Annotated in this window: 23 protein-coding genes; 11 read left to right on the top strand and 12 right to left on the bottom strand. The window is 61.2% G+C overall.

The genetic code is table 11. The features are described from left to right. Positions 1-7 precede the first annotated feature (7 nt). A complete protein-coding gene (locus tag JN524_RS22290; RefSeq protein WP_007965305.1) occupies positions 8-463 on the bottom strand; it encodes a (2Fe-2S)-binding protein in 456 nt (151 codons plus the stop codon). A gap of 251 nt (positions 464-714) precedes the next feature. On the opposite strand from JN524_RS22290, the gene JN524_RS22295 reads away from it, so the two are divergent. Then, positions 715-1545 carry an alpha/beta fold hydrolase gene (locus JN524_RS22295; RefSeq protein ID WP_182404353.1) on the top strand — a complete coding sequence of 277 codons (831 nt, stop codon included), beginning with the start codon at positions 715-717 and terminating at the stop codon, positions 1543-1545. A gap of 262 nt (positions 1546-1807) precedes the next feature. Here the strand turns inward: JN524_RS22295 and JN524_RS22300 are convergent, their stop codons facing one another. Beyond that, entirely contained in the window at positions 1808-2200 is a 393-nt protein-coding gene (locus JN524_RS22300; protein ID WP_202370725.1) for a GFA family protein, read from the bottom strand. A 92-nt stretch (positions 2201-2292) separates the two neighbouring features. Here JN524_RS22300 and JN524_RS22305 point away from each other — a divergent pair, with 92 nt between their 5' ends. From JN524_RS22305 to JN524_RS22320, 4 genes are all read left to right on the top strand, one after another. Continuing rightward, complete coding sequence (locus tag JN524_RS22305) at positions 2293-2967, top strand: class I SAM-dependent methyltransferase (protein ID WP_202370726.1); 675 nt, start codon at positions 2293-2295, stop codon at positions 2965-2967. A 191-nt stretch (positions 2968-3158) separates the two neighbouring features. After that, positions 3159-3662: a VOC family protein gene (locus JN524_RS22310; RefSeq protein WP_202370727.1), complete on the top strand. Its 504-nt coding sequence runs from the start codon at positions 3159-3161 to the stop codon at positions 3660-3662. A 36-nt stretch (positions 3663-3698) separates the two neighbouring features. Further along, the gene (locus JN524_RS22315) at positions 3699-4532 is read left to right on the top strand and encodes an AraC family transcriptional regulator (protein ID WP_202370728.1); all 834 of its coding nucleotides are present in this window, start codon (positions 3699-3701) and stop codon (positions 4530-4532) included. A 60-nt stretch (positions 4533-4592) separates the two neighbouring features. After that, a complete protein-coding gene (locus JN524_RS22320; RefSeq protein ID WP_202370729.1) occupies positions 4593-5357 on the top strand; it encodes a type 1 glutamine amidotransferase domain-containing protein in 765 nt (254 codons plus the stop codon). A gap of 8 nt (positions 5358-5365) precedes the next feature. Here the strand turns inward: JN524_RS22320 and JN524_RS22325 are convergent, their stop codons facing one another. From JN524_RS22325 to JN524_RS22335, 3 genes are all read right to left on the bottom strand, one after another. Next, positions 5366-5953 (bottom strand): LysE family translocator, encoded by a 588-nt coding sequence (locus JN524_RS22325; protein WP_202370730.1) that lies wholly within the window; start codon positions 5951-5953, stop codon positions 5366-5368. An 89-nt stretch (positions 5954-6042) separates the two neighbouring features. After that, the gene (locus tag JN524_RS22330; RefSeq protein WP_202370731.1) at positions 6043-8286 is read right to left on the bottom strand and encodes an ATP-binding protein; all 2244 of its coding nucleotides are present in this window, start codon (positions 8284-8286) and stop codon (positions 6043-6045) included. Continuing rightward, complete coding sequence (locus JN524_RS22335) at positions 8283-8897, bottom strand: biliverdin-producing heme oxygenase (protein WP_202370732.1); 615 nt, start codon at positions 8895-8897, stop codon at positions 8283-8285. The genes JN524_RS22330 and JN524_RS22335 overlap by 4 nt, the downstream gene beginning before the upstream one ends. A 273-nt stretch (positions 8898-9170) precedes the next feature. Here JN524_RS22335 and JN524_RS22340 point away from each other — a divergent pair, with 273 nt between their 5' ends. After that, positions 9171-9791: a LysE family translocator gene (locus JN524_RS22340; RefSeq protein WP_097087945.1), complete on the top strand. Its 621-nt coding sequence runs from the start codon at positions 9171-9173 to the stop codon at positions 9789-9791. Here JN524_RS22340 and JN524_RS22345 read toward each other — a convergent pair. Then, on the bottom strand, positions 9788-10201 hold the full coding sequence (locus JN524_RS22345) for a VOC family protein (RefSeq protein WP_202370733.1): 414 nt from the start codon (positions 10199-10201) through the stop codon (positions 9788-9790). The genes JN524_RS22340 and JN524_RS22345 overlap by 4 nt on opposite strands. 184 nt (positions 10202-10385) lie before the next feature. On the opposite strand from JN524_RS22345, the gene JN524_RS22350 reads away from it, so the two are divergent. The 3 genes from JN524_RS22350 to JN524_RS22360 are packed head-to-tail and all read left to right on the top strand — an operon-like array spanning position 10386 to position 12919. After that, complete coding sequence (locus tag JN524_RS22350; protein ID WP_202370734.1) at positions 10386-11468, top strand: bifunctional transcriptional activator/DNA repair enzyme AdaA; 1083 nt, start codon at positions 10386-10388, stop codon at positions 11466-11468. Between the two features lie 31 nt (positions 11469-11499). After that, positions 11500-12297, top strand: a complete 798-nt coding sequence (locus JN524_RS22355; protein WP_202370735.1) for an isocitrate lyase/PEP mutase family protein — start codon at positions 11500-11502, stop codon at positions 12295-12297. A 1-nt stretch (position 12298) separates the two neighbouring features. Then, a complete protein-coding gene (locus JN524_RS22360) occupies positions 12299-12919 on the top strand; it encodes a DNA-3-methyladenine glycosylase family protein (protein WP_202370736.1) in 621 nt (206 codons plus the stop codon). Between the two features lie 147 nt (positions 12920-13066). Here JN524_RS22360 and JN524_RS22365 read toward each other — a convergent pair whose 3' ends face one another. The 3 genes from JN524_RS22365 to JN524_RS22375 form a co-directional block, all read right to left on the bottom strand. After that, entirely contained in the window at positions 13067-14164 is a 1098-nt protein-coding gene (locus JN524_RS22365; RefSeq protein WP_202370737.1) for an extracellular solute-binding protein, read from the bottom strand. Between the two features lie 2 nt (positions 14165-14166). Then, positions 14167-15288 (bottom strand): agmatine deiminase, encoded by a 1122-nt coding sequence (gene aguA, locus JN524_RS22370; RefSeq protein WP_202370738.1) that lies wholly within the window; start codon positions 15286-15288, stop codon positions 14167-14169. 98 nt (positions 15289-15386) lie between these two features. Next, a complete protein-coding gene (locus JN524_RS22375) occupies positions 15387-16271 on the bottom strand; it encodes a LysR substrate-binding domain-containing protein (RefSeq protein ID WP_135295512.1) in 885 nt (294 codons plus the stop codon). 257 nt (positions 16272-16528) lie between these two features. Between JN524_RS22375 and JN524_RS22380 the strand changes: the two genes are divergently transcribed. Then, entirely contained in the window at positions 16529-17017 is a 489-nt protein-coding gene (locus JN524_RS22380) for a GFA family protein (protein WP_202370739.1), read from the top strand. 124 nt (positions 17018-17141) lie between these two features. Here JN524_RS22380 and JN524_RS22385 read toward each other — a convergent pair whose 3' ends face one another. From JN524_RS22385 to JN524_RS22395, 3 genes are all read right to left on the bottom strand, one after another. Further along, a complete protein-coding gene (locus JN524_RS22385) occupies positions 17142-18428 on the bottom strand; it encodes an ATP-binding protein (RefSeq protein ID WP_202370740.1) in 1287 nt (428 codons plus the stop codon). Beyond that, positions 18429-19136 carry a response regulator gene (locus JN524_RS22390; RefSeq protein WP_202370815.1) on the bottom strand — a complete coding sequence of 236 codons (708 nt, stop codon included), beginning with the start codon at positions 19134-19136 and terminating at the stop codon, positions 18429-18431. A gap of 212 nt (positions 19137-19348) precedes the next feature. Next, a complete protein-coding gene (locus JN524_RS22395) occupies positions 19349-19957 on the bottom strand; it encodes a tRNA-(ms[2]io[6]A)-hydroxylase (RefSeq protein ID WP_202370741.1) in 609 nt (202 codons plus the stop codon). Between the two features lie 159 nt (positions 19958-20116). Here JN524_RS22395 and JN524_RS22400 point away from each other — a divergent pair, with 159 nt between their 5' ends. Continuing rightward, a complete protein-coding gene (locus tag JN524_RS22400) occupies positions 20117-20980 on the top strand; it encodes a universal stress protein (RefSeq protein ID WP_202370742.1) in 864 nt (287 codons plus the stop codon). The last annotated feature ends 26 nt before the right edge of the window (positions 20981-21006 follow it).

A 21006-nucleotide genomic window follows, 5' to 3' on the forward strand; every position in this document is an offset into this window, starting at 1 on the left:
TCCCCAATCAGCCAATCTCGGCCGCACGTTTCACAGCCGCGCGGATCCGCGGATAGGTGCCGCAGCGGCAAATATTCCCGGAGAGCGCCTGATCGATATCGCTGTCGGTGGGTTTGGGGATCTTCGCCAGCAGCGCGGCGGCAGACATGATCTGCCCGGACTGGCAGTAGCCACACTGCACCACATCGAGCTCGGCCCAGGCCTGTTGCACCGGGTGCGAGCCATCAGTGGACAGGCCTTCGATGGTGAGGATTTTCTGGCCGTGGGCCACGGCGGTGGCGGGCGTGATACAGGCGCGCAACGGCGCGCCATCGACGTGCACGGTGCACGCCCCGCACTGGGCCATGCCACAGCCGAATTTGGTACCGGTCAGGTGCGCAACGTCACGCAGGACCCAAAGCAGCGGCATGTCGGCCGGCACATCGAGTTCCTGATCCTTGCCATTGATATTCAAGGTCAGCATCGGGGATTTTCCTCAGACTCACGGTGTTCTGAAGGGGCGTCGCTACGGCCAGCAAAGCCTGTGCGCGCCTCGGCTTATCCCTTTCAGCAAAGCCTAATTTGCGCGTGAAGCCAGACGTGGCGACCACCGGTCATGCCCTATCGCAAAAATGTCGACTTTAATCCTCTGGCTGATAACAGAGCTCATCCGAACCCTCTCGACCGGTCGGCGGCGAGCGCGGTAACCCATCACAATGCTCAGGAGTCGCGAACATGGGATTTGTCACCACCCAAGACGGCGTCGATATTTTCTACAAGGACTGGGGCCCGAAGGACGCCCCGGTGATCCACTTCCACCACGGCTGGCCGCTCAGCTCGGACGACTGGGATGCGCAGATGCTGTTCTTTCTGGCCCAGGGCTTTCGGGTGATTGCTCACGACCGTCGAGGCCATGGACGTTCGAGCCAGGTCTGGGACGGCCACGACATGGACCATTACGCCGACGATGCGCTGGCGGTGGTTCAGCACCTGGGGGTGAAGAACGTGGTGCATGTCGGCCACTCCACCGGCGGCGGCGAGGTCATCCACTACATCGCCCGTCATGGTCAGGACAACGTCGCCAAAGGCGTGTTGATCAGCGCGGTGCCACCGTTGATGGTGCAGACCGAAAGCAATCCGGGTGGCTTGCCGAAATCGGTGTTCGACGATTTTCAGGCGCAACTGGCGGCCAATCGTGCGCAGTTCTACCGCGATATCCCCAGCGGGCCGTTTTATGGCTATAACCGCCCCGGGGCCAAGCCGTCTGAGGGGATCATCGGCAACTGGTGGCGTCAGGGCATGATCGGCGGCGCCAAGGCGCATTACGACGGGATCGTCGCGTTCTCCCAGACCGATTTCACCGAAGACCTGAAGAAGGTCACCGTGCCAGTGCTGGTGATGCACGGCGAGGATGATCAGATCGTGCCGTATGCGAACTCGGGGCCTTTGTCGGCGAAACTGCTGCCAAATGGCACGTTGAAGTCGTATCCGGGGTTTCCGCACGGGATGCCGACGACTGAAGCGGCGACGATCAATGCGGATTTGCTGGCGTTTATTCGCGGCTGACACACATCATTGTGGGAGCTGGCTTGCCAGCGATGGCGGTGGATCAGGCAACATCAATTGTGGATGTGCCGGCCTCATCGCTGGCAAGCCAGCTCCCACAGGTTTTCAGGTGGTTGCTGAATACTCGGTCACACCAGGGACCGTGTTGGAGCCAGCCTGCTGGCGAAGGCAATCGGTCAGTCAATGATGTTTTGGCTGACTCACCGCATTCGCGAGCAGGCTCGCTCCCACAGGGGGACTGGGTGATTGGCTTGACTGCGTACTACGCCTCGGTACGCCCCGTCCCTTCGCGATCACGTTCGTAGTGGTGCGCCAGTGGCAACGCCGGCAACCATGACTCGCGCCGCACCGTCCACAGTTCATAAGTAGGCTTGAACTGGTTTGGCGCGTCCAGCGAGCCGACATTGACTTCAATTTCATCCCCTGAACGCGCCAGTACCGGCGAACCACAGCGCGGACAGAACACCCGCCCTTGATATTCGCCGGTCTTGCCACTGACGGTCACCGCATTCTCGGGAAATATCGCCGAGGCATGAAACAACGCGCCGTGGTGTTTGCGGCAGTCGAGGCAGTGGCAGATCCCGACGCGGTACGGTTGGCCTGATGCTTCGAAACGCACATCGCCACACAGGCAACCGCCAGTTAATGGCTTCATGGTGTCTATCCTCTGCCAGACTCTGTTCAGCCTTTGACCATAGCAGCCGCACAAGTGAACGCCCACAATCGGCCTTTACCGGAGACCGCTCCATGCCCTCCCACGAATCCATCTTGTTGCAAAGCTGGCACGCCAACGCTGATGCCTGGATCGACGCGATCCGCAGCGGTGCCATCGAAAGCCGTCAGCAGGTCACCGATCAGGCGATCCTGCTGGCGATCATGGGGCGCCAACCGGAGCGCGTACTGGATCTGGGTTGCGGCGAAGGCTGGATGTTGCGGGCGCTGGCGGATCGCGGTATCGATGCGGCGGGCGTTGATGGCGATGCGACGTTGATCGAGGCAGCACGCGCGGCCGGTTCGGCCAAGGTGCATGTGGCCAGTTATGCGGCATTGGTAGACGCCGAAATTGATATCGGCCGAGATTACGATTTGATCTGCGCCAACTTCTCGCTACTGCATCAGGACATCATTCCATTGCTCGCCGCGATGCAGGCGTTGCTGGTTCCGGGCGGCGCCATGATCATTCAGACCCTGCATCCGTGGGCCGTGGCGGCGGGCGATTATCAGGATGGCTGGCGTGAAGAGTCCTTCGCCGGGTTCAAGGGCCAGTGGCAGCCGATGCCGTGGTATTTCCGCACGCTGTCGAGTTGGTGCAACGCGCTGGACATGGCCGGGTTTCAACTGGTCAGCCTGCAAGAGCCGCAGCATCCGCAAAGCCCGGTGCCACAGTCGCTGTTGATGATTGCCGAACGTCGCTCCTTGTAGGAGTGAGCCTGCTCGCGATGGCGTCGTTGCAGCTTGCATAGGCGTTGCCTGACCCTGCGCCATCGCGAGCAGGCTCACTCCTACAGGGTTTGTCAGCCAGCAACGCAATTGTCGATCTACGGCAGCGTCATTCGACCAAGGACTGACTACGCTGTAAATCCCGCGTGTCTAACCTGCCGAGGATGACTGCCATGCAACGTTTCCAGAAAATCACACCGTGCCTGTGGTTCGATGATCAGGCCGAAGCCGCCGCCAAGTTCTATTGCTCGATCTTCGATCATTCGAAAATCACCGGCCTGACCCACTACAGCAAGGTCGGCCAGGAATTTCACGGCAAGCCGGAAGGCGCGGTGATGACCGTCAGTTTCGAACTCGACGGCCAGACCTTCACCGGCCTCAACGGCGGGCCGATGTTCAAGTTCAGTGAGGCCATTTCGTTTCAGGTCAATTGCCAGAATCAGGAAGAAGTCGACCACTTCTGGGGCAACCTGTCGGCCGGTGGTCCGGTCGAGGCCCAGCAATGCGGCTGGCTCAAGGACAAGTTCGGGGTGTCGTGGCAGATCGTGCCGGTGGCGTTCATGCACATGATGCTGGACCCCGACACCAGCAAGTCGCAACGGGCAATGCAGGCCATGTTCAAGATGAAAAAACTCGACATCGCCGAACTGGAGCGGGCCTTCGCCGGCCAGAGCTAATACACTCCGGTGTCTGGCCCGCCGGGAACCATAACGATGAAACACGCTGCCGCCAAAAAACCTGAAAAAGCCCCTCGCTTCTGGCGCGACGATGCTCTGCCCTTCATCGAGGCACGGGCCATCGCCGATGGCCGTGAAGTCTGCTACTCACGCCATTCCCATGCGCATTTTTCGATCGGTGCGATCACCGCCGGACGGAGCATTTATGTGCATGAGCAATCGACGTTTGAAGTCGCCGCCGGCACTGTGGTGGTGATGAATCCGGGTGACGTGCATGCCTGCAATCCGATCGATGATCAGCCGTGGTCGTACTTAATGTTGTATGTCGAGACGCCGTGGCTGACGGATTTGCAGCATCAACTGGGGTTCAGTGCGGAGCTGGAGTTTCGGCGGTTCTGCAATACTCATCTGGATGACCCGCGACTGTTTCGTGACCTGCAAGGGCTTTACGCCACACTGGTCGACGAGCAGCAGGACGTACTGCGCAAACACAGCGCAGCGGTGGAGTTTTTCAGCGATCTGCAACTACGCATGAACCCGGCTGAACCACCGTTACGCGAGCCGAATTTCAAGCTCGAACGCGCCGCTGACTTCATCCGCGAACACTGCACTGACCTGCTCAGCCTGGAGGACATCTGCACGGCGGCGCAGTTGTCACCGTCGTATCTGATCCGTGCGTTCAAACAGCATTACGGCATGACCCCGCACGCGTTCGTGGTCAACCAGCGCATCCAGTTCGCCCGCGAACGCCTGCGCAGCGGCCAGTTGATTGCCGATGTCGCACTGGAAGCAGGGTTTGCCGATCAGGCGCATTTTCAGCGCGCATTCAAACAGCATCTGGCGGCGACACCCGGCCAATATCGCGGCTGACAGACGAAAGCGACTACGCTGAGGATCAGCGGCCAATTCCGGCCCGGGAGTCTGCTCCGGATGATTCTGATTCTTCTGCCAAACGCCGATTACGATCCGACCGAAAGCAGCGTGCCGTGGCAGGCGTTGCGCAACGCAGACATCGAAGCGCGTTTTGCCACGCCACAAGGCCTGCCGGCCTATGCCGACCCACGGTTGGTGAGTGTTGGTTTCGGCCCGTTGAACGCCATGCTGATGACCCGCAAGGCGGACCTTGACAGCTACGCGCAGATGATCGAAAGCGCGGAATTTCAGCAGCCGCTGGCGTATGCCGATGTCGATCCGTCTCAGTTCGAAGGTCTGCTGATTCCCGGCGGCCACGCCAAAGGCATGCGCAGCCTGCTGGAGTCCGGGCAGGCCCGGCAGATCGCCCTGCAGTTTTTCAAGGCACAGAAACCAGTGGCGGCAGTGTGTCATGGCGTGTTGTTGCTGGCGCGCACCCTCGACCCCGACACTGGGCGTTCGCTGCTGTTCGGACGCAAGGTCACAGCGCTGCTGGCAGCCACCATGGAGTTGCCGGCCTGGCTGCTGACCGCACCGTGGCTGGGGCGCTACTACCGCACCTACCCGCAGACCGTCGAGGCAGAGGTGACGGCTGCGCTTTCGCGCAAATCCGACTTTGTACGCGGCCCGCTCATTGCCAGACGTGATAGCGCAAAAGCGCCGCAAACAGGGTTCGTGGTACGCGACGGCAATCTGCTCACGGCGCGCTGGCCCGGCGATTGCCATCGATTCGCCGCAGAATGGGTCGCCATGCTGCAAGGGCGCGAACGCCAGCGTGAATGACGCACGACTTACGGCAACAACAGATAAACCGCGCTCGCCGCCAGCAACAAAGCCATCAACCGATTGAACAGGCGCATCCCCGCCGGATTGCCCAGATACCCGCGCAAAAACGTTCCGGCGTACACCCAGCAACCGACCGACAGATAACAGATCACCAGATACACCGCCGCGAACTGCCAGACCAGCCGCGCCTCGCCATCGGCGACAAACGCGCCCATCCCTGCCACACACGCCAGCCAGGCCTTCGGATTCAGCCATTGCATCACCGCGCCGTACAACATCGACGGTGCTCGACCCGCCTCGCCGGCATGCAACTGGCCATCATCGGCCGCCAGTTTCCAGGCCATGAACAGCAGAAACGCCACCCCGGCCAGTTGCACAACTCGGGTCAGGAATGGCCACAGTTTCAGGACTTCATGCAATCCCAGGCCCATCAGCACCAGCAACAGCACAAACCCCAGCGTCGCTCCCGCCACGTGCCGCTGACTGGCCCGGAAGCCGAACTGCGCACCGGAACTCAGCGCGACAATATTCACCGGCCCCGGGGTTATGGACGCCACCAGCGCAAACGCCGCCATCGACACAATCAGACTCATTGCACACCTGCTTCAGACTGGAAAACGAGGTGTCAACAGTAGCCAGGGCTTTGCACTGCGTATTGAACAAAATTACCTGGGGCAACCATTCACTCGCCTCCAGAAACCGGCACGGTAAACCGAAACTCCGTGCCCTCACCCGGCTCACTGCTGGCCTCGATCCGTCCGCCATGGGCTTCAACAATGCCCTGCGTGATATACAAACCCAGTCCGGTTCCAGTCGGGTTGCCCTCCTTCACCGTCCAGTAGCGGTCAAACACCCGCGCCAGGTTTTCCTTGGGAATGCCTTCGCCGGTATCGCGCACGGTAAACACGATCTCTTTGCCGTCAGACTTGGCCAACACGCCCACCGAACCTTTGCGCGGGGTGAACTTGATCGCGTTGCCGATCAGGTTCGACAGCACCTGAAACAGGCGCTCCGGATCGGCGTGGATTTTCAGGTCGGGATCGGCCTGGAACGAGATGCTGATGTCCTTGTCCAGCGCCAGTGGCCCGAGCAGCGACTGGGTCTCCTCGAACATCTGCCCGACATCCAGGGTCTGCGGGGCGATGGTGTAGCGCCCGGCGTCGATCTTCGAGGTGTCGAGCAAGTCTTCGAGCAGTGTGTTCATCCGCCCGGCCGCCTGCTGCATGGTGTCGATCGCGGTGGAGATGCGCCGCGAGGTGTGCGGGCCGTCGGAACTGAAAGTCTTCTGCATCATGCCGCAGAGCATCGAAATCACGGTCATCGGGTTGCGCAAGTCGTGGGACACCACCGCCACCAGTTCATCACGGGCGCGCACCGCCTCCTGCTCACGGCGTACCTGTCGCGCCAGGTCGTTTTCCAGTGCCGAACGGCGCAGGTCATTGGCCGCAAACAGATCACCGTGACTCCATTTGGTGGAGATCCCGGCCATCTCGACTTTCCAGATTTCGAACGAAGTACGCGGACGCAGACGCAGGCCGGCGTCGGAATTTTCCAGATCCAGCGGTTTGCGCGGGTCGCCGCTCCAGTTGATATTTTCCTTGACCTCGGGACGGAACCACATCACCCCGTTGTCCACCGGCTTGGGCAGGCTCATGGCAAGCACGCCGCTGGCCACTTGCTGAAACTGCGCGGCTGGCGGATAGACGCTCGCCAGATGATGGCTGGCGAACACCTGCTCACCGGTTTCCTGCAACCACTTGTGCAAGGCGCGAATGTCTTCCGGCTCCGGGCAGTTGCCATAACGGTGCAATTGCTTGTCTTCGATGATCGCAATGCCCCCGGCCCCGGCCAGCGCCATCAGCACTTGCGGCTGCTGCGCCAGACCGTCGAAAACGTTTTCCGGCGAGTCGATCATGGCCTGATTGAGCAGCGCCAACGCCTCGACTTTCTCCTCGCGCTGGCGGCTGATTTCCAGCGCTTCCATCGCGCTGATCTGCAGCGAGAGCACCTGACCGATGGTCTGGCACGCGCTGCGCAGTTCATGCGGCACGTGCAGCGGCTGGCGGTTGCCGCAGCTGATCAGGCCCCAGAGCTTGTCGCCCTTGAGCAGCGAGATGCTCATCGACGACAGCACGCCCATGTTCTTCATGTACTGGCAATGAATCGGCGAGACGCTGCGCAGGGTGGCGAAACTCAGGTCCAGCGGGGTCTGGGTGTCCGGGCGCAACTTGGGCACCAGCGGCACCGGCTGGTAATCGGCATTCGGGATGATCCGCAGCCAGTTGGTGCGGTACAGTTCGCGCGCCTGCTCGGGAATGTCCGAGGCCGGGAAGAACAGGCCGTTGAACACTTCCATCGACGGATCGGACGCCTCGGCGATCACCTGACCGTGGCCCTCCTCCTCGAAGCGGTAGATCAGCACCCGGTCGTAACCGGTCATCGCCTGGATTTCCTTGACGCTGATGTCATACAGCGCCTGCAGCGAGGTAGCGGCTTGCAGTCGCTGGAGCATGCGCCCCAGATGGGTCTGGTTGCCGGCGACGTTACGCGGCTGGAAATTTTCGACGTGGATTTCCAGTTCCAGGATCAACACGCCTTGATGGCGATGCAGCAGACCTTCGAACGCGGTGCCGTTGAGCCGGAAATGCAGCGGTCCGGCATCGGCAAATACCGGTTGTTGCAACGCCTCGCGCACGGCCGCCGCATGCGTCTCACCCAGCAATTCGTGCAGCGGCTGGCCGATCAGTTCTTGCGCCGGGCGTGCCAGCAGGGTCTCGACGTTGGCGCTGATCTGAATGATTTCCAGCGCCGGCTCGCTCAGGGTCAGCAACAGGCCGTGGGGCTGGATTGCTCCGGGAAAGCGGATCGGTTCGTCGGCACAGTTGGCCAGCAGTTCTTCAAAGGCTTCTTGGTCTTGCGGGTTCATGCCAGTACCTCCCGGCTTTCGAGCCAGCGCTCGAAACAACTGAATGTGATTCGGGCCGCCGCAACCACGGCTTCACGTTCGCTCGCATCCAGCGATCGACTGCCCAGGTATTCAATGAAAGCGCGCCAGCGGCGGCCGGTGGCGGCGCCATAAATGTCGAGGAATGCCGCGCCATTGTCGGCGTTCAGGCTCAACCTCGAGGCGATTTCGCGGCGCAGGATCTGCCCGCCGAGGGTTGCCCCTTCCAGCACGTACGTCACTCCCAGACAGGCAGCGCTGGACTCGATCACGGGCAGCGCCTGACACAGCGGCAAACGGGCGATAGCCTCGACCGACAGACCCTGGGCCCTCAGATCATTGAACAGGGTCGGCGCCTTGAGACGTGGCGCAAGATCGAAATCGACCGGGATCACGCCACTGTCGAGCAGTGCACTTTCCAGCGGTCGATAAAAGCCGTAGTAGGCCTGCATCAACCGTACAAAAGCGTTGGAATCGAGGGTATCGGAGAAAAAAGGAAGACGTTTTTCCAGTGCGATGTGCAGTTCGGCAGTGCCGGCTCGCAGATCTTGCAGCACCGGTGGCACATAAACTTCACGGGCCTTTGCTTGCATGTAGATCGCTCTTGGTGGGGCCGCTTCGGGGCCGGCAGGGTGTTTGCAGCTTTGGACGGATATTACACTGCAAACGCCTTTTTCTGACTTGGCGCACAGATTTTTCTGACGAAACCAGCGCCTTCTGACCTTTCAGAGCTCTGAAGAATCAGAAAAGTTCGACTCGATTAAAGGGCTGCCGATGCTGTACCGCGACAGCACCACGTGACTGTACTGGTCAAGGCGCCCGCAGCCTGTGATAAAAAAGCGTCATCGCTTCTGGAGCCCAAGCCCATGGATCTCGCCACGCTCTCGCTGTTTCTCCCGGCCTGTTTCGCCCTGAACATGGCCCCCGGCCCGAACAACCTGCTGTCGGTGAGCAATGCCACCCGCTACGGCTATCGTCGGGCCTGCGCCGCCGGTATCGGGCGAATCGTTGCATTCGCCGCAATGATCGCCCTCGCCGGCGCGGGATTGTCGGTGGTGCTGCAGACCTCGGAATGGCTGTTCCATGCGATCAAGATCATTGGCGCGGCGTACTTGCTGTACCTGGCCTGGCAACTGTGGCGCGCCAACCCCGAGGCCGAGCAGCAGGTCGCCGGAGCGTCGGTGGGGTTCTGGCGGCTGGCGCGTCAGGAGTTTCTGGTGGCGGCAGGCAATCCGAAAGCGATCCTCCTGTTCACCGCGTTTCTGCCGCAATTCGTTGACCCCAGCCGCCCGGTGCCGGCGCAATTCGCCGTGCTCGGCGCGCTGTTCCTGCTGCTGGAATGGATCGCCATCGGCGCCTATGCGTGGATGGGTCTGCACATGCGCCGCTGGTTCGCCGAGCCGCGCGGCAAACGGATCTTCAACCGTTGCTGCGCGGGGCTGTTGTCGGCGGCGGCTTCGGTGTTGTTGCTGGCGAAACGGGCTTAAGTTTCGGACGGCCCTTTGAGTTCGACCTGATTGCTGTCCGGGTCGAAGCAATACAACGACAGGCCGTAGCCCTCGGCACCGAAGCGTCGGGCGGCTTTTTCGACGCTCAGGCCGCAGGACTGCAAGTGTTCGATCAGCGCCGGCTCATCGAACGGCTCGATGCGCAGGCAGAAGTGATCGACGTTGCGCCGCTCGGTACCGGCCGCCCCGCCACCCTTTTTGCCAAGTTCGCCTTGCAAGTCGACGAGGTCGATCATCGAGGTGCCGGCGCGCAGGTGCACCAGACCCAATGGTTCGTTGTGCCTGACCACCTCGGCGCCGAACACCTGGCGGTAGAACTCGATACTGCGTTGCAGATCGGCGACGCGCAGGACGATGTGATCAATATGTTGAATCGAAAACGGATGCATAAACTCGACACCTCACCCACTCTGTAGGAGCTGCCGAAGGCTGCGATCTTTTGCTTTTGATTTTAAGAAACAAGATCAAAAGATCGCAGCCTTCGGCAGCTCCTACACGGTAGTTCAGAGGTTCTGGAAATTCACTGTCGATTTTTCGGTGGAGCCATCGAAAACCTGGATTTAAGCTCAGGCCATGAACATACAAAACGCACTGCTGCCGCCCCACGCCGAGATGGTTCGCGCCATGCTCGAACGCGACACCGCCTACGAAGGGGTGTTCTTCACGGCCGTGAAAACCACCGGGATCTTCTGCCGCCCCAGCTGCACGGCGCGCAAGCCGAAACCGGAAAACGTCGAATTCTTCGCCCACGCCGATGAGTGCTTGAGCGCCGGTTACCGCGCCTGCCTGCGCTGCAAACCGCTGGACGCCGCAGCCATCGCCCCCGACTGGGTGCAGCGCCTGCTCACCGCCGTCGATGCCGACCCGGAAGTGCGCTGGAGCGATGCGCAACTGCTGGCCGAAGGCATCGAACCGCTGAAGCTGCGGCGCTGGTTCAAGCAGCATTTCGGCATGACCTTCCATGCGTGGCTGCGTACCCGCCGGCTCGGCATGGCACTGGGCGGCATTCGCCAAGGTACCTCGATTGATCATGCAGCGTTCGATTCCGGCTACGAATCGCTCAGCGGTTTTCGCGATGCGTTCCAGAAGTCGTTCCACATTACCCCGGGCCGCGCGGCCAACAGTGAACCGCTGCTGTTCACCCGCCTGACCACGCCGCTGGGGCCGATGATCGCCATGGCGGAACGTCGCGGACTGGTTTTGCTGGAGTTTCTCGATCGCCCGGCGCTGACCCGCGAAGTCGAAGAGCTGCAAACCCGTCATGGCTACGTGGTCGCACCGGGACACAACGCGCATTTGCGGCAGATCGAAGAGCAACTCAACGAATATTTTGCCGGAACCCGCACTCTGTTCAGCGTGCCGCTGCACCTGCCCGGCAGCGCGTTCGACCAGCAAGTCTGGGAGCAACTGCTGCAAATCCCTTATGGCCAGACCAGCACCTACGGCGCCATCGCCTCACGCCTGGGCAAACCCGGCGCCAGTCGCGCGGTAGGCTTGGCCAATGGACACAATCGGCTGTCGATCGTGGTGCCGTGCCATCGGGTGATCGGTGCGGACGGCTCGCTGACCGGCTATGGTGGTGGACAGCCGCGCAAGGCGTTTCTGCTGAGGCTGGAAAACGCTGCGGTGCAGCTCACGCAACCACTGGCTTTCTGACGCTTTGCACCACTCACAAGAAGGGATCTCGATGAACGCACTCGACACTCGGTTCCACCAGTTACACCAGGAAGGTCTGCTGATCCTGACCAACGTCGCCGACGCCACCGGTGCGCGGCTGGTCGAGCATGCGGGCGGTAAAGCGGTCGCCACCAGCAGCGCGGCAGTCGCTTGGGCGCATGGCTATCCAGACGGCAACACCCTGCCCCTCGAACGGCTGATTTCAACCGTGGAATCCATCGCGCGGGTGATCCAGGTGCCGCTGAGCATGGACATCGAGGCGGGTTATTCCGATGACCTTGGCCGTGTGGCCGAAGTGGTCGACGCGGTGCTTGCCGCCGGTGCGGTCGGGATCAATATCGAGGACGGCAGCGGCGCCCCGGAACTGTTGGCGCGCAAGATCGAAGTGGCGCGAGAAGTCGCCCGCAAGCGCGAGGTGAAGCTGTTCATCAACGCGCGCACTGACGTCTACCTCAAGGGTCTGGTCCCGGCCGAGGATCGCGTCGCCGAAACCCTGCACCGTTCAGCGTTGTACCAGGCCGCCGGGGCCGATGGCTTGTTTGCCGCTGGCGTGACCGCCGCTTATGAAATCGAGGCAATCTGCAAGGGCACGTCACTGCCGGTGAACGTGCTCGGCTTTGCCTGCCTGCCCTCGCCGTCCGAGCTGCAAGCTTTGGGCGTGCGGCGCCTGAGCGCCGGGTCGGGAATCGCCGAGTTCCTCTACGGCGCGATGGGTTCGCTGGTAAAAAGCTTCCTCGTCAGCGGCAAGCTCGACACCCACGACCTGAAGGCGCTGACCTACGGCGAAGTCAACGGACTGCTGAAATAGCATGCCGGATCGTTATCAGGCGGCCAGCGAGTTTCTGGCCGCGCTCGACGAGGGCTGGCAGCGCCACATTGCAGCCGTCGGCCCGTGCCTGCATCAACCGCACCCGGCGCGTGATCCGTATCAGTCGCTGGTGCGGGCGATTGCCTATCAGCAACTGCACGCCAAGGCTGGGGATGCAATTGTCGGGCGTCTGGTGGCGCTGTTTCCGGGGCAGACGTTTCCCCGGCCGGAACAGATTCTCGCGACCGACTTCGATCAACTGCGCGGCTGCGGTTTTTCGGCGGGCAAGATTGCGACCATTCAGGGCATCGCCCAGGCAACACTGGACGGCGTGGTACCGGATTATCCCGCCGCGCTGGCGATGGACGATGAGGCGCTGATCGAACGTCTGGTCAGCCTGCGCGGAGTTGGCCGCTGGACCGTGGAGATGCTGTTGATCTACAGCCTGGAGCGCATGGATATTCTGCCGGCGGATGATTTTGGCGTGCGCGAGGGCTATCGGCGGTTGAAGGGGCTGGAAGTGCAGCCGACGCGCAGGCAGATGATCGAGACCGGCCTGGCGTGGAGTCCGTATCGGACGGTGGCGGCTTGGTACCTGTGGCGCGTACCAAAACCCCTGTAGGAGCTGCCGCAGGCTGCGATCTTTTGATCTTGCTTTTCAAAAGATCAAAGTCAAAAGATCGCAGCCTTCGGCAGCTCCTACAGGGGAATGCGTTTCAAAGGTGGGAGCGAGCCTGCTCGCGAAGGCGCCAGTCGATTCAACCTCAAATCAGAGACCTGACTTCAACTTGCTGAACGCCCGAATCAAAGCCCGATTGAACGCCTTGCCATTGTCATTCTTGCTGTAAAGCGAAGCCCGCACTGCCGCTGACGGATACGTCCCCGGATCATTACGGATCGATGCATCCACCAGACCATCCGCCGCCGTGATCGCATTGGCGTAGTGGATGGTGTCGGTGATCGGCGCGATCACCTCAGGCGTCATCAAATAATCCATCAACGCCAACCCCGCCTGTGGATGCGGCGCATCCTTGGGAATGACCATGGCGTCGAACCAGATCAACGTGCCCTCTTTGGGGATGCGGTAACTGAGCTGGAACGGCTTGTTCGCCGCTTGCGCCTGCCCGGCTGCAATCGCCACGTTGCCGTTCCACGACATCGCCACGCAGGTGTTGCCGTTGGCCAGATCGCTGATATTCAGATCGTTGTCGAAGTAGCGAATGTACGGGCGGATCTTCGCCAGTTGCTGTTCGGCGAGTTTCAGGTCATCGAGGTTCTGGCGGTTGATGTCCAGCCCCATGTACTTCATGACCGCCGCGAACACCTCGTTCGGATCGTTGAGCAGACTCACTCCGCAATCGGCAAATTTCGAGACCACCGCCGGGTCGAACAGCATCGCCCAGCTGTCGGTCGGCGCGTTCGACAGACGCTGCTTGATTGCCTGCTCCTGATAACCCACACCGGTGGTGCCCCAGGCATAAATACCGGCATAACGGTTGCCGGGATCGAACACCGCCATGTGCTGGCGGAACTCGTCACCGACTCCGGCAAAATGCGGCACCCGCGCCTTGTCCAGCGGCTGGATCGCACCGCTCTCGATGGCTCGCGAAAGGTGTTGCCCGGCGGTCAGTACCAGGTCATAACCGCTGCGCCCGGTGAGCAGTTTGGTCTCCACGGTTTCCAGCGAATCGAAGTGATCGGCGACCACATGAATACCGGTCTGCGCCTCGAAATTCTTCAGCGTATCCGGGGCCAGGTACTCGCCCCAGATATACAGATTAACCACCGGTCTGGCGGTGTCGGCGGCCTGCACACACAGGGGTGCAAGCACCAGCAATAACGCTTGAGTCAGTTTGTGCAGGCCCATCATCACACCCCCTTGCGATTAGACGTGCCGGCGTATTGCGGCATGGTGATGCACGCGACGTTGCCACCACCGAGGAGAATTTCCCGGGAGTTTTCGATGCCGACGATCTTGTGCTGCGGGAACAGTTCGGCCAGCGTCGCCAGCGCCACCTGATCGTTGCGATCGCCGAACAGCGGCACCACGATCGAGCTGTTGCCGGCGTAGTAGTTGATGTACGACGCGCAGATTTGGGTGCCGGCCTGACGGGTGTGAGTGCTGTCCTGCTGATCGAGTCCTTCGGCTTCCTCGGCGGTCCACTCCAGCACGTCCGGTTGCGGCAGTTTGTGCACGATCAACTCGCGGCCACGGCTGTCGCGGGTGCTGCGCAGGATGTCGTAGGTCTCTTGATATATCTCCCATTGCGGGTCGTCGCGGTTGTCGGTCCATTGCAGCACCACTTCGCCGGGGCGCACGAAGCACGCGAGGTCATCGACATGGCCATCGGTCTCGTCAAACTTGCAGCCGCGTGGCAGCCAGATCACCTGTTCGGCGCCGAGGTAATCGGTCAGGCGCCGGGTAACTTCATCCTTGCCCAGATGCTGGTTGCGATTGCGGTTGAGCAGGCACTGTTCGGTGGTGAGGATGCTGCCCTGGCCGTCACTCTGGATGCCGCCGAGTTCGGCTATCAGCGGTGCGCGGTAACGGTCGAAGCGTTCGATTTCGAGGATCTTGCTGGCGATCTGATCGTCCTTGTCCCACGGGTAGTACAGCCCGCCGTCGAGGCCGCCATAGGCGTTGAATTCGAAGTCGACGCCACGCACTTCGCCGCTCTGGTCGTTGACCACAAAGCACGGGCCGCTGTCGCGGAACCAGGTGTCGTTGCAGGTCATCTCGACCACACGCACTTGCGGCGGCAACTGGCGGCGGGCGGTGGCGAATTGCGCGGCGGAGGCGCAGACGGTGACCGGTTCGCTGTGGGAGATGGCGGTGACGATCTGCACCCAGACTTTCTGCGCCGGTTTCGCGCCGTTGCGCCACACGTCGGTGCGCTCCGGCCAGCCGAGCCAGCAGCCGGACTTGGCTTCGAATTCGCCGGGCAGACGGAAGCCGTCGTGTTTGGGGGTGGAGTCGAGCAAACGTGCCATGGTCAAACCTCGTCTTGGGTTGGGAATGACCACAGGCTACGGTCGCGGACGGCTGGCCCGCCAACGATGATTATTGCGGAACAGTTGAATTCAACTCATCAATCGGCCAGTTGATCGTTGAACCATTCGAGCATCTGCGCCACGGCAGGACGCTCCAGGCGCAGCCGCTCGCAGACCAGCGCGTATTGGCCGAGCGCGGTCATGCTCGAGGTGAATGGCCGCACCAGCCGCCCGCTGAGCAAGTCCTCCTGCGCGGTGAGGTTGTCGCCCATCGCCACACCCTGCCCCTGTGCCGCCGCTTCCAGCGCCAGACCGGCGTGGGCGAAATACAACTGGCGCTGCGGACGCAGATCGCCGGCATGACTGGTGAGCCAGGCGGTCCAGGTCTTGCCGTCCTGATCGTCGTGCAGCAGGCAGTGGCGCGCCAGGTCTTTCGGGGTTTTCAGGGTGCCCTGGTTGAACAGCCCCGGGCTGCACACCGGGAAAAATTGCAGCGCCGGCAACGGCCGCACGAAATAGGCGCTGCTGTCCACCGGGCCGGTGCCGTAGGTGATCGCCAGATCGATATCTTCGCCCGGCGCGCTGGCGTCGATCGGCTGTTCGTAAAGATGCAGAGTGATGTGCGGATAGCGTGCGTAGAAATCGGTGAGACGGTTCATCAGCCACTTTTGCGCCAGCTCGGCGGTGACCGCCAGACGCAAGACCGCCAGCGAGGAAGGATCGCGCAGTTCATCGCAGGCTTCACCGATCAGTTCGAAGGCCTGTTGCAGGCTCTGCATCAGACGTCCGGCGGCGATGGTCGGGCGGATCTGCCGGCCTTCGCGTATGAACAGCGAGACGCCGAGCTGTTCTTCGAGCTGACGGATCTGGTGGCTGACCGCGCTGTCGGTGACGCACAACTCGGCGGCGGCCCGGCCGAAATGCGCGTGGCGGGCGGCGCATTCGAAGGTTCGCAGGGCCGCCAGTGAGGGGAGTCTTCGCATGGGTTGGGGTGCCTTTTTTTTGGGACATGCTGACCGGGCTGGCGGTGGGCGTCCAGTGCGACCGCGTCATCGTTCATCGCGAGCAGGCTCACTCCTACAGGTTTCGCGGCGCGCAACCGATCCCTGTAGGAGCTGCCGAAGGCTGCGATCTTTTGATCTTTAAGCCAAGATCGCAGCCTTCGGCAGCTCCTACAGGACACGATCATGCATTTTCTTCTAGGCTCAACCGCACCACTTCAGCCACTGGAGGCCCCCCCATGCACCTAGAAGGCTCCTGCCATTGCGGCGCCGTCACTTTCAGCCTGACCAGCGTCCATCCCTACCCTTATCAACGCTGCTACTGCTCGATCTGCCGCAAGACTCAGGGCGGTGGCGGCTATGCGATCAATCTCGGTGGCGATGCGGCCAGCCTCAAGGTTCAGGGGCGCAAGCACATCAGCATCTACCACGCGAAGATGAAGGAAGCAGGTGAAAAACGTGCCCATCGCAGCACGGCCGAGCGGCATTTCTGCTCACAGTGCGGCAGCGGTTTATGGCTGTTCAGCCCGGAATGGCCGGAGTTGATCCACCCGTTCGCCTCGGCCATCGATACGCCACTGCCGGTGCCGCCGCAGCAAACGCATTTGATGCTGGCGTCGAAGGCGCCCTGGGTCGAGGTGGATGCGAAACCCAAGGACAAGCAGTTTGCGGTGTATCCCGAGGAGTCGATTGCGCAGTGGCATGAGCGGTTGGGGTTGGTCAAATAAGTACAGTCTTGTGATGTGATTGATGGCCCTATCGCTGGCAAGCCAGCTCCCACAGTTTTTGTGTACGCCCAATAACCTGTGGGAGCTGGCTTGCCAGCGATAGGGCCGGAACTGACAGCACAAATCAGTCCAGATGCGCCCAGGTCATCCGGAACGACGCCCCACCCCACACTGATTCCCCGACCTCGACCTGCCCGCCATGGGACTGCGACACCCGACGCACCAGCGCCAGACCCAGGCCGAAACCGCCGGTACGACGGTCGCGACTGGCATCCAGCCGCGAGAACGGTTCGAAGATCTTCTCCCGACCTTCCACCGGAACCCCCGGGCCGTCGTCGTTGACCCGCACTTCGTAGTAATCGCCGCTGCGCACCAGCGTCACCTCGACACGCTGCTCGGCATAACGAATGGCGTTGCGCAGCAGATTGATCACTGCGCGCGCCATGAAGCGCGGCTCGATGCGTACGGTGTCGAGCAGGCAATCACCAATCAGCAACTGCACCCCCGCCGCTTCCGCCTCCAGCGCCACGCTGCCGACCACGCTGTCGAGCCAGTTGGCCGCTTGAATGTTTTCGCACTTGATCACCGTCGCGCCGCGTTCGAGGCTGGCGTAGGTCAGCAGCTCGGAGACCATTTCTTCCAGCTCGCCAAGGTCGGCGTACATGTCGGCGATCAGTTCGCGGTTCTGGCTGGCGTCCGGCTGTTGCTTGAGCTGGTCGAGTTCGAACGACAATCGCGCAATCGGTGTGCGCAGCTCGTGGGACACCGCGTTGGTCAGCTCGCGCTGATTGGCGATCAGGCTTTCGATCCGTGCCGCCATCAGGTTGAAGTGTTCAGCCAGATCGCGAATGTTCGAGCGCTTGGACAGTTGAATGCGCACCGACAGGTCGTTGTCGCCAAAGCGCTCGGCGGCCAGACGCAGTTTTTCCAGATCGCGCCAGTGCGGGCGCACCCAGAAAAACAGCACGCAGCCGATCAGCACGGCGATCATCAAGTAGGCACCGGCAATGTAGAACGGCATCAGGCTGGGTTCGGCGGGCAAGCGAATGCTGAGCAGTTGCGAGCCGCCGTCGATGGAAGAAATGTACTGGGTGTATTTGTCGCGGATCACCAGCAAGCCTTGAGCAAGCTCGGCTTTTTCCTCGTCGCTGAGCGCCAGTTGATCGGCGTCGACCAAGGTCAACCCCAGGCCATAGTGCGGGCGCAGGGCCTGCAATTGTTTTTCACGGGCCGGGCCGTCGAGGTTGCGCAGCAACTCCCCCAGCGTCCAGGCCTGACCACGCACCGCCTCGCGGTTGTAGTCCTGCATCTGATAGTCGAGCAAGGCATCGAACGTACGCTCGACAGTTTGCAGGGCCAGGACCAGGCCCACCGTCATCACCAGAAACAGCCCGAGGAATAACCGCAGCATCTACAGCTCCCACGCGAACGGATTGAACAGATACCCCTTGCCCCACACGGTCTTGATGCACACCGGTTCGCGTGGGTTGTCCTTGAGTTTGTTGCGCAACTTGCTGATGTACACGTCGACGCTGCGGTTGAGCCCGTCAAAAGCGATACCCCGCATGCGATTGAGGATGTCATCGCGGGACAGGGTCTTGCCGGCGGCGCTGGCCAGCAACCACAGCAGCTCGAATTCCATGGTGGTCATTTCGATGATCTCACCGGCCAGACGCACTTCGCGACAGCTGCGATCGATGCTCAAGCGCCCGAACTCCAGCGCACTGACCACGCCGGCTTCCGGCATCTGCCGCCGCTGCAAGGCGCGTAGCCGCGCGAGCAAAACCGGCGGTTTGATCGGTTTGATCACGTAGTCGTCGGCGCCGGATTCCAGGCCGAGAATATGGTCGAGGTCGTCTTCCTTGGCGGTAAGGATGACAATCGGCGTGTCCGACACACTGCGAATCTCCCGGCACACGTGCAGGCCGCTCTGCCCCGGCAACATCAGGTCGAGCACCACCACTTTGGGCTGGAACTGGAGAAACGCGGCCACCGCCAGATCGCCGCGATGCACCGCGCGCACCTCGTAGCCATGCTGCTCGAGAAAATGCGCAATCAACGTGGCCAGACGCTCATCGTCCTCGACCAGCAGGAGTTTGCCAAAACCCAGGTTATCCATAACGACCGTCTGCCAACCCATGTGTGAAGTGGTCGACATTATGGCGGGATTCGCAGGCAGAGGCCCGTTATCGGTGATGTTTCATACTCTTAAGAGTTTTTAACAATCACACGCAAAAGATCGCAGCCTTCGGCAGCTCCTACATTTGGAATGCGTTTTCTGTAGGAGCTGCCGAAGGCTGCGATCTTTTGACATTGTTTTTTCGGCCAGGGTTATGCGGCGACAGGCACACCACTGTGAAAGCGGAACTCTTCATCCGGCGACTCGATCAGTTCCTGCTCCGCAGCACGCACCTTGTCGATCACCTGAGCGATGTCCTTCGCATCGCCGTACTGGTAAGCCAGTTTCAGATAACCCTGAAAGTGCCGCGCCTCGCTTTTCAGCAGGCCGAAATAGAACTTGCCGAGTTCTTCGTCCAGATGTGGCACCAGCGCTTCGAAACGCTCGCAACTGCGCGCTTCGATGAATGCGCCAACCACCAGGGTATCCACCAGTTTCACCGGCTCGTGGCTGCGCACCACTTTGCGCAGACTCGAGGCGTAACGCCCGGCGTGCAGCTGGCGCAGCTCGATCTTGCGGCGTTTCATGAGGCGCATGACTTGTTCGTGGTGCACCAGTTCTTCCCGGGCCAGACGCGACATCATGTTGATCAGGTCGACGTGGGAATGGTACTTGGCAATCAGGCTCAGCGCGGTGCTGGCGGCCTTGAACTCGCAGTTCTTGTGGTCGATCAGCAGGGTTTCCTGATCGGCCAGTGCCGCCTGAACCCAGGCGTCGGGCGTGCGGCAGCCAAGGAATTCGTGGATTTCGGGAAGGATCATGGGGCTCACGGTAAAAGGTGTACGAGCAAAGGCCGCCGATTATACCGGCCTGCCCGCAGACCACCAGTCGCAGGCGTTGATATGCATCAAGTCGCAGGCGCATGAGCAGCAACTATAGTTGTGCAACGCCGTGCATTTTCTTTGTTGGAGACTCCGCTCATGCAAGCCATTCGCAGCATTCTGGTGGTCATCGAACCCGAACATTCGGAAAGCCTGGCGCTCAAGCGCGCCAAGTTGATCGCCGGCGTGACCCAGGCGCATCTGCACCTGCTGGTGTGCGACCGCAAGCACGACCACGCCGGCATGCTCGGCGTGCTCAAAGCCGCGCTGCTGGCGGATGGCTACAGCGCGACCACCGAACAGGCGTGGAACGAGAGCCTGCATGAAACCATCATCGATGTGCAGCAGGCCGAAGGCTGCGGGCTGGTGGTCAAGCAGCACTATCCCGACAGTGCGCTGAAAAAGGCTTTGCTGACGCCGGCGGACTGGAAACTGCTGCGCCACTGCCCGACCCCGGTGCTATTGGTAAAAACATCCACTTCCTGGAAAGACCGAGTGATTCTTGCGGCTGTGGACGTGGGCAATGCCGATGGCGAACACCGGCATTTGCACACCACGATCATTGATCACGGCTACGACATTGCCAGCCTCGCCAAAGCGCATCTGCATGTGATCAGCGCGCATCCGTCGCCGATGCTCTCGGCAGCGGATCCGACCTTTCAACTCAAGGAAACCATCGAAGCGAGGTACCGCGAGCAGTGCAAGGCATTTCAGGCCGAGTTCGATGTGGATGACGAACACCTGCACATCGAGGAAGGCCCGGCGGATGTGCTGATCCCGTTCATGGCGCACAAACTGCAAGCGGCAGTGACCGTGATCGGCACCGTGGCGCGCACCGGGTTGTCGGGCGCACTGATCGGCAATACCGCCGAAGTGGTGCTGGATGCGCTGGAAAGCGACGTGCTGGTGCTCAAGCCGCAGGAAGTTGAGGATCATCTGGTGGAGTTGGCGGTGAAGCACTAAAAGCAAAAGATCGCAGCCTTCGGCAA

The organism is Pseudomonas sp. MWU318 (assembly GCF_016756945.1).
Classification (GTDB): Bacteria; Pseudomonadota; Gammaproteobacteria; order Pseudomonadales; family Pseudomonadaceae; genus Aquipseudomonas; species Aquipseudomonas putida_A.

Bases quoted from the DNA above. Each gene is read 5' to 3' on its own strand.
- JN524_RS22330 (WP_202370731.1), bottom strand. From the start codon at position 8,286: ATGAACCCGCAAGACCAAGAAGCCTTTGAAGAACTGCTGGCCAACTGT.
- JN524_RS22325 (WP_202370730.1), bottom strand. From the start codon at position 5,953: ATGAGTCTGATTGTGTCGATGGCGGCGTTTGCGCTGGTGGCGTCCATA.
- JN524_RS22395 (WP_202370741.1), bottom strand. From the start codon at position 19,957: ATGATCCTTCCCGAAATCCACGAATTCCTTGGCTGCCGCACGCCCGAC.
- JN524_RS22400 (WP_202370742.1), top strand. From the start codon at position 20,117: ATGCAAGCCATTCGCAGCATTCTGGTGGTCATCGAACCCGAACATTCG.
- JN524_RS22345 (WP_202370733.1), bottom strand. From the start codon at position 10,201: ATGCATCCGTTTTCGATTCAACATATTGATCACATCGTCCTGCGCGTC.
- JN524_RS22375 (WP_135295512.1), bottom strand. From the start codon at position 16,271: ATGCGAAGACTCCCCTCACTGGCGGCCCTGCGAACCTTCGAATGCGCC.
- JN524_RS22315 (WP_202370728.1), top strand. From the start codon at position 3,699: ATGAAACACGCTGCCGCCAAAAAACCTGAAAAAGCCCCTCGCTTCTGG.
- JN524_RS22305 (WP_202370726.1), top strand. From the start codon at position 2,293: ATGCCCTCCCACGAATCCATCTTGTTGCAAAGCTGGCACGCCAACGCT.
- JN524_RS22320 (WP_202370729.1), top strand. From the start codon at position 4,593: ATGATTCTGATTCTTCTGCCAAACGCCGATTACGATCCGACCGAAAGC.
- JN524_RS22355 (WP_202370735.1), top strand. From the start codon at position 11,500: ATGAACGCACTCGACACTCGGTTCCACCAGTTACACCAGGAAGGTCTG.
- JN524_RS22365 (WP_202370737.1), bottom strand. From the start codon at position 14,164: ATGGGCCTGCACAAACTGACTCAAGCGTTATTGCTGGTGCTTGCACCC.
- JN524_RS22350 (WP_202370734.1), top strand. From the start codon at position 10,386: ATGAACATACAAAACGCACTGCTGCCGCCCCACGCCGAGATGGTTCGC.
- JN524_RS22300 (WP_202370725.1), bottom strand. From the start codon at position 2,200: ATGAAGCCATTAACTGGCGGTTGCCTGTGTGGCGATGTGCGTTTCGAA.
- JN524_RS22360 (WP_202370736.1), top strand. From the start codon at position 12,299: ATGCCGGATCGTTATCAGGCGGCCAGCGAGTTTCTGGCCGCGCTCGAC.
- JN524_RS22310 (WP_202370727.1), top strand. From the start codon at position 3,159: ATGCAACGTTTCCAGAAAATCACACCGTGCCTGTGGTTCGATGATCAG.
- JN524_RS22335 (WP_202370732.1), bottom strand. From the start codon at position 8,897: ATGCAAGCAAAGGCCCGTGAAGTTTATGTGCCACCGGTGCTGCAAGAT.
- aguA (WP_202370738.1), bottom strand. From the start codon at position 15,288: ATGGCACGTTTGCTCGACTCCACCCCCAAACACGACGGCTTCCGTCTG.
- JN524_RS22340 (WP_097087945.1), top strand. From the start codon at position 9,171: ATGGATCTCGCCACGCTCTCGCTGTTTCTCCCGGCCTGTTTCGCCCTG.
- JN524_RS22385 (WP_202370740.1), bottom strand. From the start codon at position 18,428: ATGCTGCGGTTATTCCTCGGGCTGTTTCTGGTGATGACGGTGGGCCTG.
- JN524_RS22390 (WP_202370815.1), bottom strand. From the start codon at position 19,136: ATGGATAACCTGGGTTTTGGCAAACTCCTGCTGGTCGAGGACGATGAG.
- JN524_RS22290 (WP_007965305.1), bottom strand. From the start codon at position 463: ATGCTGACCTTGAATATCAATGGCAAGGATCAGGAACTCGATGTGCCG.
- JN524_RS22380 (WP_202370739.1), top strand. From the start codon at position 16,529: ATGCACCTAGAAGGCTCCTGCCATTGCGGCGCCGTCACTTTCAGCCTG.
- JN524_RS22295 (WP_182404353.1), top strand. From the start codon at position 715: ATGGGATTTGTCACCACCCAAGACGGCGTCGATATTTTCTACAAGGAC.